The 13,553-nt window shown below is 56.6% G+C and carries 13 protein-coding genes; 9 read left to right on the top strand and 4 right to left on the bottom strand.

Annotation, left to right across the window (positions count from 1 at the left end; genetic code table 11):
* Positions 1-315 precede the first annotated feature (315 nt).
* The 9 genes from proV to emrB all read left to right on the top strand — a co-directional run bounded on the left by proV (position 316) and on the right by emrB (position 10,004).
* Complete coding sequence (gene proV, locus GV764_RS18155) at positions 316-1,518, top strand: glycine betaine/L-proline ABC transporter ATP-binding protein ProV (protein ID WP_161661346.1); 1,203 nt, start codon at positions 316-318, stop codon at positions 1,516-1,518.
* The gene (gene proW, locus GV764_RS18160) at positions 1,511-2,581 is read left to right on the top strand and encodes a glycine betaine/L-proline ABC transporter permease ProW (RefSeq protein WP_161661347.1); all 1,071 of its coding nucleotides are present in this window, start codon (positions 1,511-1,513) and stop codon (positions 2,579-2,581) included. Before proV ends, proW begins: the two co-directional genes overlap by 8 nt.
* A gap of 71 nt (positions 2,582-2,652) precedes the next feature.
* Entirely contained in the window at positions 2,653-3,648 is a 996-nt protein-coding gene (gene proX, locus GV764_RS18165) for a glycine betaine/L-proline ABC transporter substrate-binding protein ProX (RefSeq protein WP_161661348.1), read from the top strand.
* Positions 3,649-4,146: 498 nt separating this feature from the next.
* Positions 4,147-5,331 carry an MFS transporter gene (locus GV764_RS18170; protein WP_161661349.1) on the top strand — a complete coding sequence of 395 codons (1,185 nt, stop codon included), beginning with the start codon at positions 4,147-4,149 and terminating at the stop codon, positions 5,329-5,331.
* Between the two features lie 121 nt (positions 5,332-5,452).
* Positions 5,453-6,196, top strand: coding sequence for an AzlC family ABC transporter permease (locus GV764_RS18175; RefSeq protein ID WP_161661350.1), 744 nt, complete (start codon positions 5,453-5,455; stop codon positions 6,194-6,196).
* Positions 6,186-6,521 carry an L-valine transporter subunit YgaH gene (ygaH, locus tag GV764_RS18180; RefSeq protein ID WP_161661351.1) on the top strand — a complete coding sequence of 112 codons (336 nt, stop codon included), beginning with the start codon at positions 6,186-6,188 and terminating at the stop codon, positions 6,519-6,521. Before GV764_RS18175 ends, ygaH begins: the two co-directional genes overlap by 11 nt.
* Before the next feature lie 89 nt (positions 6,522-6,610).
* Positions 6,611-7,141 carry a transcriptional repressor MprA gene (gene mprA / locus GV764_RS18185; protein ID WP_161661352.1) on the top strand — a complete coding sequence of 177 codons (531 nt, stop codon included), beginning with the start codon at positions 6,611-6,613 and terminating at the stop codon, positions 7,139-7,141.
* Between the two features lie 137 nt (positions 7,142-7,278).
* Positions 7,279-8,451, top strand: coding sequence for a multidrug efflux MFS transporter periplasmic adaptor subunit EmrA (gene emrA, locus GV764_RS18190; RefSeq protein WP_161661353.1), 1,173 nt, complete (start codon positions 7,279-7,281; stop codon positions 8,449-8,451).
* A gap of 14 nt (positions 8,452-8,465) precedes the next feature.
* Entirely contained in the window at positions 8,466-10,004 is a 1,539-nt protein-coding gene (gene emrB, locus GV764_RS18195; RefSeq protein ID WP_161661354.1) for a multidrug efflux MFS transporter permease subunit EmrB, read from the top strand.
* 64 nt (positions 10,005-10,068) lie between these two features.
* On the opposite strand, the gene luxS is transcribed toward emrB, so the two are convergent.
* The 4 genes from luxS to yqaB all read right to left on the bottom strand — a co-directional run bounded on the left by luxS (position 10,069) and on the right by yqaB (position 13,367).
* The gene (luxS, locus tag GV764_RS18200; RefSeq protein ID WP_125294871.1) at positions 10,069-10,584 is read right to left on the bottom strand and encodes an S-ribosylhomocysteine lyase; all 516 of its coding nucleotides are present in this window, start codon (positions 10,582-10,584) and stop codon (positions 10,069-10,071) included.
* 153 nt (positions 10,585-10,737) lie between these two features.
* Complete coding sequence (gene gshA / locus GV764_RS18205; RefSeq protein WP_161661355.1) at positions 10,738-12,294, bottom strand: glutamate--cysteine ligase; 1,557 nt, start codon at positions 12,292-12,294, stop codon at positions 10,738-10,740.
* An 81-nt stretch (positions 12,295-12,375) separates the two neighbouring features.
* The gene (locus GV764_RS18210; protein WP_161661356.1) at positions 12,376-12,804 is read right to left on the bottom strand and encodes a YqaA family protein; all 429 of its coding nucleotides are present in this window, start codon (positions 12,802-12,804) and stop codon (positions 12,376-12,378) included.
* The gene (yqaB, locus tag GV764_RS18215) at positions 12,801-13,367 is read right to left on the bottom strand and encodes a fructose-1-phosphate/6-phosphogluconate phosphatase (protein WP_161661357.1); all 567 of its coding nucleotides are present in this window, start codon (positions 13,365-13,367) and stop codon (positions 12,801-12,803) included. The genes GV764_RS18210 and yqaB overlap by 4 nt, the downstream gene beginning before the upstream one ends.
* Positions 13,368-13,553 lie beyond the last annotated feature (186 nt).

Here is a 13,553-nt window from a genome sequence, read left to right on the forward strand (position 1 = left end):
TTTCCTGCTCTGATTACCCTCGCACGATAGCCGACAATCGGGAATACCCCCTGGCGCATTATTGATAAATAAGTCTGCCGAAAGTGTCGCTTTGACTGGCAAATTCGTTAGCGAAATCAAAAAATATTCATTTTTTTCGATTCCCGCTCAGCCCTTATATCATGGGAAATTCACGCCATTCGCTTGCTGTTATTCGCCTCCCATGCGGGATCGCAAGGGTTGCCTCAGATTGAGAGTGTGTTAGGGTAATGTCCGTTCATTATTTCCTGCAGGAATGAAACCGTTATCGATAAATAACAGGACCACGACCATTGCATGGCAATTAAATTAGAAATTAAGAATCTGTATAAAATATTTGGAGAAAATCCACAGCGCGCCTTTAAATATATTGATAAAGGCCTTTCGAAAGAAGAAATACTGGAAAAGACCGGGCTTTCACTTGGCGTTATCAACGCCAGTCTGGCCATTGAAGAAGGCGAGATATTCGTCATCATGGGGTTATCCGGCTCAGGAAAATCAACCATGGTTCGCCTTCTCAATCGCCTGATTGAACCCACCCGGGGGCAGGTGCTGATTGACGGCGAGGACATCGCCAAAATATCAGACGCGAAGCTCTCTGAGGTGCGCAAAAAGAAAATTGCGATGGTTTTCCAGTCATTTGCGCTGATGCCTCATATGACGGTATTAAATAATACCGCCTTTGGCATGGAATTAGCGGGCGTTGGTTTACAGGAGCGCCAGGAAAAAGCGCTGGAAGCCTTACGTCAGGTGGGGCTGGAGAATTATGCTCATGCTTATCCGGATGAATTATCCGGCGGGATGCGTCAGCGCGTCGGATTAGCCCGTGCGCTGGCGATTAACCCGGATATTTTGTTAATGGACGAAGCCTTCTCGGCGCTCGATCCCTTAATTCGCAGTGAAATGCAGGATGAGCTGATTAAACTTCAGTCGCGCCATCAGCGCACCATTGTGTTTATTTCCCACGATCTCGATGAAGCCATGCGAATTGGCGACCGAATAGCGATTATGCAAAACGGCGAGGTGGTGCAAATCGGCACGCCGGACGAAATTCTCAATAATCCGGCCAATGATTATGTGCGCACCTTCTTCCGCGGCGTGGATATTAGCCAGGTGTTTAGCGCCAAAGATATCGCCCGCCGGACGCCGGTGGGGTTGATTCGTAAAACGCCGGGCTTCGGCCCGCGCTCGGCGCTAAAACTGCTCCAGGATGAAGATCGCGAGTTCGGCTATGTGCTGGAGCGCGGCCAGAAATTCGTGGGCATTGTCTCTATCGATTCCCTGAAAACCGCGCTGGCTGCGGGCGCAGGCCTCGACAACGCGCTGCTGGAAAGCCCTGTCGCCGTCGACGCCCAGACGCCGCTCAGTGAACTGCTGTCCGTAGTCGGCCAGGCCCCCTGTGCGGTGCCGGTGGTCGGCGAAGAGGGGCAGTACGTGGGCATCATCTCGAAAGGGGTGCTGTTGCAGGCATTAGATCGTGAGGGGGCAACCCATGAGTAACGAAACCACAAATCCGTGGGATACCGGCAGCCAGGCTGCCGACAGCGCGTCCAGCGCCGCTGATGCATGGGGAACGCCTGCCGCCGCGCCGCAGGATGCCCCCGCTGCCGACTGGCTGACCAGCGCGCCGGCGCCCGCGCCGGAACATTTCAACATTCTCGATCCGTTCCACAAAACGCTGATCCCGCTCGACAGTTGGGTGACGCAGGGGATCGACTGGGTCGTGATGCATTTCCGCCCGGTGTTCCAGGGCATTCGCGTGCCGGTGGATTATATTCTTGGCGCATTCCAGCAACTGCTGCTGGGGATGCCTGCGCCGGTGGCGATTATTCTGTTTGCGCTGATCGCCTGGCAGATCTCCAGCCTCGGCATGGGCGTCGCCACGCTGATCTCACTGATCGCCATCGGCGCGATTGGTGCCTGGTCACAGGCGATGATCACCCTGGCGCTGGTGCTGACCGCCCTGCTGTTCTGTATCGTCATCGGCCTCCCGATGGGGATCTGGCTGGCACGCAGCCCGGGCGCCGCGAAAGTGATCCGCCCGCTGCTGGATGCGATGCAGACCACGCCCGCGTTCGTCTATCTGGTGCCGATTGTGATGCTGTTTGGTATCGGCAACGTGCCGGGCGTGGTGGTGACGATTATCTTTGCCCTGCCGCCGGTGGTGCGTCTGACCATCCTGGGCATCAACCAGGTGCCTGCCGATTTGATCGAGGCGTCGCGCTCGTTTGGGGCCAGCCCGCGTCAGATGCTGTTTAAAGTGCAGCTGCCGCTGGCGATGCCGACCATCATGGCGGGCGTGAACCAGACGCTGATGCTGGCGCTCTCCATGGTGGTGATCGCCTCGATGATCGCCGTGGGCGGCCTCGGCCAGATGGTACTGCGCGGCATTGGCCGCCTGGATATGGGTCTCGCCACCGTGGGCGGCGTGGGGATCGTGATCCTCGCCATCATCCTTGACCGTCTGACTCAGGCGATGGGCCGCGACGCCCGTTCGCGTGGCAACCGCCGCTGGTATGCCACCGGACCGATTGGCCTGCTGATCCGTCCTTTCTCGAAATAACCGCCAGTACCTCCGGGGCGGCACGCGTTCGCCGCCCCGCTCCCCTTCTTTACTCAAAAAAAGGAACAACGATGCGACACAGCCTGATTTTAGCCACAGCCATTGCCACCCTTGTTTCCGCGCCCTCTTTTGCCGCCGATCTGCCGGGTAAAGGCATTACCGTTCAACCGGTACAGAGCACCATTTCTGAAGAGTCGTTCCAGACGCTGCTGGTGAGCCGCGCGCTGGAAAAGCTCGGCTACACCGTGAATAAAACCAGTGAAGTGGATTACAACGTCGGCTATACCTCCATTGCGTCCGGTGATGCGACATTTACCGCCGTGAACTGGCAGCCGCTGCATGACGACATGTACAAAGCCGCGGGCGGCGACAACAAATTTTACCGCGAAGGGGTATTCGTTACCGGCGCAGCGCAGGGTTATCTGATCGACAAAAAAACCGCCGAACAGTACAAGATCACCCGCATCGATCAGCTTAAAGATCCAAAAATCGCCAGCCTGTTTGACGGCAACGGTGACGGCAAAGCCGACATGATGGGCTGCTCGCCGGGCTGGGGCTGTGAAGCGGTGATTAATCACCAGAACAAAGCGTTCGAACTGGAAAATACCGTGACCGTTAATCACGGCAACTATGCCGCGATGATGGCCGATACCATTGCCCGTTATAAAGAAGGCAAACCGGTGCTTTATTACACCTGGACGCCGTACTGGGTGAGCGACGTGCTGAAGCCGGGTAAAGACGTGGTATGGCTACAGGTGCCGTTCTCTTCCCTGCCGGGCGAGCAAAAAGATATCGATACCAAACTGCCGAACGGCGCGAACTATGGTTTCCCGGTGAACACCATGCACATCGTGGCGAACAAAGCCTGGGCCGAGAAAAACCCGGCGGCGGCCAAACTGTTCTCCCTGATGAAACTGCCGATTGCCGACATCAACGCCCAGAACGCCATGATGCACGACGGCAAAGCCTCTGAAGCCGACATCCAGGGCCACGTCGACGGCTGGATCAAAGCCCACCAGCAGCAGTTCGACGGCTGGATCAACGAAGCGTTAAAAGCGCAGAAGTAACTTAAATCCCACTCCGTGGCCAAAGCCGGTGGTTTTTGGTCCGGCATCAACATCGCCGAGGCGGAATTGACAAGCCAGGTCAGCCAGCATGGATGCTGGCTGAGGTCGTGAGCTACAGGATGTAGCATCACGACCGACCTGAAGCGAGGAGATGGAGCCGAGGACAAATTTGCCGGGAGCAAATTTGAACGCCGCTTGCGGCGGCCCCGAAGGGGCGAGGCCCATGGATGGGCCGAGTAATGCGCGCAGCGGCGATTTTGTTAGCCGGGAGCCTGGGGTGTCGGGGACGCGGCGGCGAGCGTCCCTGACTCGTTCGCGTACTCCGATGTCGCATGGATGTACATCGTATAAGCGAACGAAACATCCCACCGCTCTCAAAAAATCTTAAAGCCCCCCTTCTCCCCACCGCACATTCCGACACTCAACAATTTAATAACATCCCTCCATCATGCGTTATCATGCCCGCCTGGCAAGAATGTATGAACCTGAAACCTGATAATGACAAAAACTTCTCAAGGGCTTAGCCCGGCGCTGATCGCGCTGATGTCCCTCGCTACCGGCCTCGCGGTAGCCAGCAACTATTATGCGCAACCGCTGTTAGACACCATCGCCACCGCGTTTGATCTGTCGGTCAACCAGGCGGGATTTATCGTGACCGCCGCCCAGCTCGGCTATGCCGCAGGCTTGCTGTTCCTGGTTCCGCTTGGCGATATGTTTGAACGGCGCGCCCTGATTGTTTCGATGACGCTGCTGGCGGCAGGCGGAATGCTGATCACCGCCAGCAGCCACAGCCTGTGGATGATGATTCTGGGCACCGCCCTTACCGGGCTGTTTTCGGTGGTGGCGCAAATTCTGGTGCCGCTGGCGGCGACGCTCGCCAGCCCGGATAAGCGCGGCAAGGTGGTCGGCACCATCATGAGTGGCCTGCTGCTGGGGATCCTGCTGGCACGTACCGTGGCCGGGCTGCTGGCGAGTCTCGGCGGCTGGCGCACCGTTTACTGGGTGGCATCGGTACTGATGGCGCTGATGGCGATAGCCCTGTGGCGCGGACTGCCGGTGGCGAAATCTCAGACGCACCTGAATTATCCGCAGTTACTGCGTTCGGTATTCACGCTGTTTATTCACGATAAACTGCTGCGCACGCGCGCCGCGCTCGGCTGCCTGACCTTCGCCAATTTCAGCATCCTCTGGACCTCAATGGCGTTTCTGCTGGCTGCCCCACCGTTTAATTTCTCCGAAGGCACCATCGGCCTGTTTGGCCTGGCGGGCGCTGCAGGCGCCCTGGGCGCACGCCCGGCGGGGGGCCTGGCGGATAAAGGTAAATCGCATCTCACCACCACGGTCGGGCTGGCGCTGCTTTTGCTGTCGTGGATCGCTATCGCCCTTGGCCAGGCGTCGGTGCTGGCGCTGATTATCGGTATTCTGGTGCTCGACCTGACGGTACAGGGCGTGCATATCACCAACCAGAGCGTGATTTATCGCATTCACCCGGATGCGCGTAATCGTCTGACGGCGGGCTATATGACCAGCTATTTTATCGGCGGTGCGGCGGGATCGTTGATTTCCGCTTCCGCCTATCAACATGCGGGCTGGAATGGGGTGTGTATTGCCGGCGCGACGGTGGCGCTAGTGAATTTACTGGTGTGGTGGAGAGGGTATCACCGCCATAACGGTCAGGAATAAAATCGGGCGGCCAGGCTTATCCAATTGTGCTTAAGGGTGTTATGACGGTTAAGTCTCTGTTAAGGTTATCGGGAACAATTCACCTCGTGATTTTACCGTCGATAACTAATTAATTATAAATATGGACAGTCCTGCCGCCGTCACCGAGAGTCACCCCGGCAATGAGGCCTCATTGTGGGAAGGCGTGAAAGATAGCCTGCCGATCGTTATCAGCTACCTGCCGGTGGCATTCGCGTTTGGAATGAATGCCACCCGTCTTGGATTTACCCCTCTCGAAAGCGTTTTTTTCTCCTGCATAATCTACGCTGGCGCCAGCCAGTTCGTGATTACCGCGATGCTCGCCGCCGGGAGTTCACTGTGGATCGCCGCGCTCACCGTGATGGCGATGGACGTGCGCCATGTACTGTACGGCCCTTCCCTGCGCAGCCGCCTTCTCCGCCCGCTTGAAAAACCGAAAACCGCGCTGTGGGCGTTTGGGTTGACCGATGAAGTGTTCGCTGCCGCCACCGCGAAACTGGTGCGCGATAACCGCCGCTGGACCGAAAACTGGATGATCGGCATCGCCTTCTGCTCCTGGCTCTCCTGGGTCACGGGGACACTCGTGGGCGCTTACTCCGGTAATGGCCCGCTGGAGGGCTACCCCGCCATTGAAGCGGCAATGAGCTTTATGCTGCCCGCGCTGTTTATGAGTTTCCTGCTGGTCTCTTTCCAGCGCGCCCAGTCGCTGAGCGTCGCGGCCTCGCTGACCGGCGCGGTGCTGGGGTTGACGCTGTTTTCCATCCCGGTGGCGATTCTGGCGGGCATTGTGTGCGGTTGCCTGGTGGCGGTGATTGAGCATCTCCGGAGGGGCGGCGATGCGCACTGACGTCCTGCTGCTCGGACTGCTGGTTGGCCTGGTGAACTATTTGTTCCGCTATCTGCCGCTGCGGGTACGCGCGGGAAGCGTGCGTCCGGCCAGGCGCGGCGCTACCGGCGTGCTGCTTGATACCATCGGCATCGCCTCGATTTGCGCACTGCTGGTGGTATCCAGCGTGCCGGAAATTGTCCATGACGCCCGCCGCCTGCTGCCAACGCTGATCGGCTTTGCGGTGCTGGGCATCAGTTTTTACAATACTCGCAGCATCATTATTCCGACGCTGTTGAGTGCGCTGGGCTATGGAATAGCCTGGAAAGTGTTGACGGTAATATAGCGTTCTTCTATTCGTAGAAATAAATAATACATTTACATTATTTGTTACCGTCGTTACTATATCGACTGCAATTAATGAGGTCATACCTGATGGATAGTTCGTTTACGCCCATTGAGCAAATGCTTAAGTTCCGCGCCAGTCGCTACAAGGATTTTCCGTACCAGGAAATTCTGCTGACACGCCTGTGTATGCACATGCAGGGCAAGCTGCTGGAAAACCGCAATAAGATGCTGAAAGCGCAGGGCATTAACGAGACCCTGTTTATGGCGTTGATTACCCTTGAGTCTCAGGAAAATCACAGTATTCAGCCAAGCGAATTGAGCTGCGCGCTGGGTTCTTCGCGCACCAATGCCACGCGCATTGCCGATGAACTGGAAAAGCGCGGCTGGATTGAACGCCGTGAAAGCGATAACGATCGCCGTTGCCTGCACTTACAGTTAACCGAGAAAGGCCAGGAGTTCCTGCGCCAGGTGTTGCCGCCGCAGCATAACTGCCTGCAACATTTGTGGTCGTCTCTGGACGTTGCAGAGAAAGAGCAGCTGGAAAACATCACCCGCAAGCTGCTGACCCGCCTGGACCAAATGGATGCCGACGACACCATCCTTGAGGCAACGCGTTAATACGCTAAGCCGCTCGTTTCGCAAACGCCCAATCGATACATCTAAGCTACAGTTACAGGCCAGCAGTTCACTGCTGGCCTTTTCTGACAACAGGTCGGCTCAGCCGACGAGAAAATAAGAAGATCGTGGAGAAAAACATGAGCGCAAATGCGGAGAATACGACCCCGCAGCAAACGGTAAATAAGAAAGGCAAACGTAAAAGCCTGCTTATCTTATTGACGTTGCTCTTTATTATTCTGGCAGTGGCATATGGCATTTATTGGTTTTTAGTACTGCGTCATTACGAAGAAACCGACGATGCGTATGTGGCAGGGAATCAGGTACAGATCATGGCGCAGGTCTCTGGCAGCGTCACTAAAGTCTGGGCAGACAACACCGACTTCGTAAAACAGGGCGATGTGCTGGTGACGCTCGACCCGGTGGATGCGCAGCAGGCGTTTGAAAAAGCGCAGACCGAGCTGGCCTCCAGCGTGCGTCAAACCCATCAGCTGATGATCAACAGTAAGCAGTACCAGGCCAATATCGACGTGCAGAAAACCGCACTGGCCCAGGCGCAAAGCGACCTCAACCGTCGTATCCCGCTGGGTACCGCCAATTTGATTGGTCGCGAAGAGCTGCAGCACGCCCGTGACGCCGTCGCCAGCGCCCAGGCGCAGCTGGATGTGGCGATTCAACAGTACAACGCTAACCAGGCGATGGTGCTGGGAACCAAACTGGAAGAGCAGCCGGCGGTAAAACAGGCGGCGACCGAGGTGCGTAACGCCTGGCTGGCGCTGGAACGGACCAAAATCGTCAGCCCGATTACCGGCTATGTTTCGCGCCGCGCGGTGCAGCCGGGTGCGCAGATCAGCCCAACCACGCCGTTGATGGCGGTAGTGCCCGCCTCCAATCTCTGGGTGGACGCTAACTTCAAAGAAACCCAGCTGGCGCATATGCGTATCGGCCAGCCGGCTACCGTGGTGAGCGATATCTACGGCGACGACGTGAAATATACCGGTAAAGTGGTCGGCCTGGACATGGGCACCGGCAGCGCATTCTCGCTGCTGCCCGCGCAAAACGCCACCGGCAACTGGATCAAAGTGGTTCAGCGTTTACCGGTGCGCATTGAGATCGACGCCAAACAGCTGGAACAGCATCCGCTGCGTATCGGCCTTTCCACGCTGGTGGAAGTCGACACCAGCAACCGCGACGGCCAGGTGCTGGCAAGCCAGACCCGTTCAGAACCCGTCTATCAAAGTAACGCCCGTGAGATTAGCCTTGAGCCCGTTAACACGCTTATCAACGATATCGTACGGGCCAACGCGAATTGAGTGGCGGAGGGGTTATGCAACAACGTAAACCGCTGGAGGGCGCGCAGCTGGTCATTATGACCATTGCGCTCTCGCTGGCGACTTTTATGCAGGTGCTGGACTCCACTATCGCGAACGTGGCGATCCCCACCATCGCCGGCAACCTTGGCTCGTCGCTGAGCCAGGGGACCTGGGTGATTACCTCGTTCGGCGTGGCGAATGCGATCTCGATTCCCATCACCGGCTGGCTGGCCCGACGCGTCGGGGAAGTGAAGCTGTTTTTGTGGTCGACCATTCTGTTTGTGCTCGCCTCCTGGGCGTGCGGCGTGTCGTCCAGCCTGAATATGCTGATTTTCTTCCGCGTGATCCAGGGGATTGTTGCCGGTCCGCTGATCCCGCTCTCCCAGAGCTTATTGCTGAACAACTATCCGCCCGCCAAACGCAGTATTGCGCTGGCGCTGTGGTCGATGACGGTGATCGTCGCGCCGATCTGCGGCCCGATCCTCGGCGGTTGGATCAGCGATAACTACCACTGGGGCTGGATCTTCTTTATCAACGTGCCGATTGGCGCGCTGGTGGTGCTGCTGACCCTGCAAACGCTGCGCAACCGTGAAACCCGCACTGAACAGCGGCGCATCGATGCCGTGGGTTTAGGGCTACTGGTGATCGGTATCGGCAGTTTGCAGGTGATGCTCGACCGGGGGAAAGAGCTCGACTGGTTCAGCTCCAATGAGATCGTTATTCTGACCATTGTCGCGGTGGTGTCGCTAAGTTTCCTGATTGTCTGGGAGCTGACGGACGATAACCCGATAGTCGATCTCTCATTGTTTAAATCGCGCAACTTTACCATCGGCTGTTTATGTATCAGCCTGGCGTACATGCTTTACTTCGGAGCCATCGTTCTGCTGCCGCAGCTGCTTCAGGAGGTATACGGCTACACCGCAACCTGGGCGGGTCTGGCATCTGCGCCGGTGGGGGTCATACCGGTATTGCTGTCGCCGATCATTGGGCGGTTCGCCCACCGGCTGGATATGCGCCGCCTGGTAACGTTCAGCTTCATTATGTATGCGGTCTGTTTCTACTGGCGTGCCTACACCTTCGAACCGGGCATGGATTTCGGCGCGTCGGCCTGGCCGCAGTTTATTCAGGGCTTCGCGGTGGCGTGTTTCTTTATGCCGCTGACCACCATTACCCTCTCCGGCCTGCCGCCGGAGCGCCTGGCGGCCGCATCGAGTCTGTCGAACTTTATGCGTACCCTGGCGGGCTCTATCGGGACGTCCATCACCACTACGCTATGGACCAACCGCGAGTCGCTGCATCATGCCCAGCTTACCGAGTCGGTTAACCCGTACAACCCGAACGCCCAGGAGATGTATAACCAGCTCCAGGGCCTGGGAATGAGCCGGGAGCAGGCGTCGGGCTATCTGGCGCAGCAGATCACCAACCAGGGGCTGATCATCTCGGCAAACGAGATTTTCTGGGTCTCTGCGGGGGTATTCCTGGTGCTGCTGGGGCTGGTGTGGTTCGCCAAACCGCCGTTCGGGGCGGGCGGCGGAGGCGGTGGCGCGCATTAGCGCCCTGCCGATAAGCAAAAAAAGCGCCAGCATTGAAGCTGGCGCTTTTTTATTGAACCGGGAACTAGATATGCAGTTCTTTCAGCGTTTCTTTCGGCAGGGCCAGCTCGTCATTGCTGTTCACGCCAACGCCGCGCTCAACGATGTGACGGGCGATTTCCTGCGCTTCTTCCAGAGAGTGCATGTGGTAAGTGCCGCACTGGTAAACGTTCAGTTCCGGGATCTGGTTCTGCTCTTTCACCTTCAGTACGTCTTCCATCGCCGCTTTCCACGCGTCTGCCACGCGCTGTTCCTGCGGCTCACCAATCAGGCTCATGTAAAAACCGGTGCGGCAACCCATCGGTGAAATGTCGATGATTTCCACGCCGTTGCCGTTCAGGTGATCGCGCATAAAGCCCGCGAACAGGTGCTCCAGGGTATGGATGCCTTTCTCCGGCATCACTTCCTGGTTAGGGACGCAAAAGCGCAGGTCGAATACAGTGATGGTGTCGCCGTGCGGAGTGTGCATGGTTTTGGCTACACGCACCGCCGGCGCCTGCATACGGGTATGGTCAACGGTAAAGCTATCCAGTAATGGCATCGGGTCACCTCCAGGCAGTGATATTTTTTAAATTAAAATGAACTATTGGTTTCCAGGCGAGTCTGAATAAGTGAAAGACGCGCATTTGTTATCATCATCCCTGTCTTCAGAGATGAAATTTTTGGCCACACACGGTGTGGCCTTTTTCTTTTCTTAGCCTTGTTTCGCCAGAAAATCTTCAAACGATTCCGTATCTGCCGCTTCAATAGCGCGCTGACGCTCCCAGGATTCCGCCTGCTCTTTGGCAAAATCGGCTTCGCTCAGCACTTCCAGCGGCTCTTCACGCAGCTGCGCGCGATACTGTTCCGCCAGCGCCCGACCGGTGCCGCCAATCCCTTTTTCAATCATCGAACTCAGGATACGCGCCGAGTAGGTTAATTCAGGATTGTCAAAACAGGCGACCAGCTGTTGGCAAACGTCCTGATACTGACGGTTGCCCGCAATGCCGTCGAGCGTATGGGCCACGGTCATCAAATCACGGAACAGATCTTTACCCACTTTCTCAAGCGGATGCTGCGCCGTTTCGCAGCCCATGCCCAGGGTTAAGCCCGGTTTACGGCCTTCGAGGATCACGCGGTTCCAGTTTTTACGGGTGCAAAGCAGTTCATCGCTGCTCATCTCAGGCGCATCCGCCAGCACGCACCAGATCATAAACAGATCCAGGAAACGCACCTGCTGCTCGTCCACGCCCGTCGCTGAGAACGGGTTAATGTCCAGCGAGCGTACTTCAATATACTCAATGCCGCCGCGCATCAGGGCATCCGACGGCGATTCGCCTTTGCGGGTGACGCGTTTCGGGCGGATCGGCGCGTACAGCTCGTTTTCAATCTGCAGAATATTGGTATTAATTTGCAGATGCTTATCGCCATCTTTGAGGCCGATTTTCGCGTACTCTTCCGACGGGGTTTTAATCGCGCGCTTCAATCCTGCCACATAGGTGTCGAGATCGTTAAACGTAATCCCGAGATTGCTTTGCGATTTATTGGTATAACCCAGATCGCTCAGGCGCAGCGAGGTGGCATACGGCAGGTAGTACATGCCGCAGTCGGTTTTCTCAAACGGCAGCGTGGTCGGTTTGCCCTGCAGGAAAGAGGCGCAAATCGCCGGGGATGCGCCGAACAAATACGGGATCACCCAACCGAAGCGATAATAGTTGCGGATCAGGCGGAAATAGCCGGCGGAAATGTCGGCTTTACCGCTGTCGCTGTCTTTTACGCCACATTTCGCCTGCCAGAATGCCAGCGGCAGCGAAAAGTTATAATGCACGCCGGAGATGGTCTGCATCAGCGCGCCATAGCGATTTCTCAGCCCTTCGCGGTACAGCGTTTTCAGGCGGCCAATATTGGAGCTGCCGTACTGCGCCAGTTCGATATTCTGGCCGTCTTCGATATAGCACGGCATGCTGAGCGGCCACATACGCTCATCCCCCAACTTGCGCGCCACGTGACGATGAATATCGCGCAGCACCGCCAGCATATGGTCGATGTCGTCATCAACCGGAGTAATAAACTCCAGCAGCGCTTCCGCAAAATCGGTGGTGATCCACTGATGGGTCAGCGTTGAACCCAGCGTCTCCGGATGCCCGGTTTGGGCCAGATGCCCCTCTGGCGTCACGCGTAGTGTTTCGCGCTCCAGCCCACGACGAATGCCCTGTAGCACATCAGGATGTTTTTCCAGCCAGGCCAGCGCCTGAGATACGTCCGGGATCAAATTGACCTCCCGCCTGTCGAATGCATTTTTATTAAGCATAATTGTAATGGTTGACGATTAAAGGTCACTCAAACAATCCAATTAGTGCCACCACGCCATCCCCTGGAGCGTTGCCAGTGCCACAATGATGTAGCGCAGCGCTTTACCCAGGCATAAAAAAAGTACCACCGGACCCCACGATAAACGCAGCCATCCGGCAAGCAGGCACAACAAATCGCCTGTAACAGGCATCCAGCTAAGTAATAGCGCAGCTGGACCAAAACGTTGTAGCCAGTGAACCGCTTTTTCCTGCCAGCGCGACGTTTCGCGTAACGGAAAAAACCGCCCAAGAATAACGTTAGTCAGCCCTCCAAGGCTATTACCTATTGTTGCTATTAAAACGAGTACCCACGGCTCACCTTTACCGGCCAGTAACAACGCGATCAACACCGCTTCGGAACTGCCGGGTAATAAAGTAGCACTCAAAAAACTGCTGGAGAACAGCGAGAACAGTGACAGTGCGTCACTCACAGTAAGCGAACGTCCACAGCATCCATCCCTGCCAGCCGCGCAGCCTGAATGCCAAAATCGGCATCTTCAAACACCACGCATTTTTCAGGCACCACGCCCATTAGCGCTGCGCAACGCAGAAACGTGTCCGGAGCGGGTTTGTGATGCTGTACGTGATCGGCGGCGACAACCGCCTGGAAATAGTGGCGCAGGCCTAAATGCGCTAATAACGCCTCGGCAATGGCGCTTTCGCTGCCGGTGCCAACCGCCATAGGACGACGGCCATGCCACTCTTTAACGACGTCGATTAACGGCAGCGGGCGCACGGTATCCAGCAGCATGGCTTTCACCGCCAACGTTTTTTCGCGTGCCAGTTCGTGCGGATCGAGCGTTGCGCCGTTCATGGCGATAACCGCCTCGGCAATGCGCCAGGTGGGGGAACCGTTGAGCGCAACCATCGCTTCGAGGTCAAACTGCATCCCGTAACGGCCTAATACCTCGCTCCACGCCTTACGGTGTGTGGGTTCGGTATCCAGGATGGTGCCATCCATATCGAAAATGAGTCCGTCGTAACGATGATACATTTAGCCCCCAAAGATGATTACAGGAGCGTTACTTTAGCGTAAACAAGGGGAAATGTCGCTGACTGAACTGGAGGTAAGGTTTGGGCGATGAAGGATTGAGCAAAAAAGTGTTTGTCATGCTGAGTCAGCCTGACAACGTCCTGCGTCACGCTGAAAGAAGATGGTGCATCCGGGAGGATTCGAACC

Source organism: Atlantibacter hermannii (genome assembly GCF_009907385.1).
GTDB classification, from domain to species: domain Bacteria; phylum Pseudomonadota; class Gammaproteobacteria; order Enterobacterales; family Enterobacteriaceae; genus Atlantibacter; species Atlantibacter hermannii_A.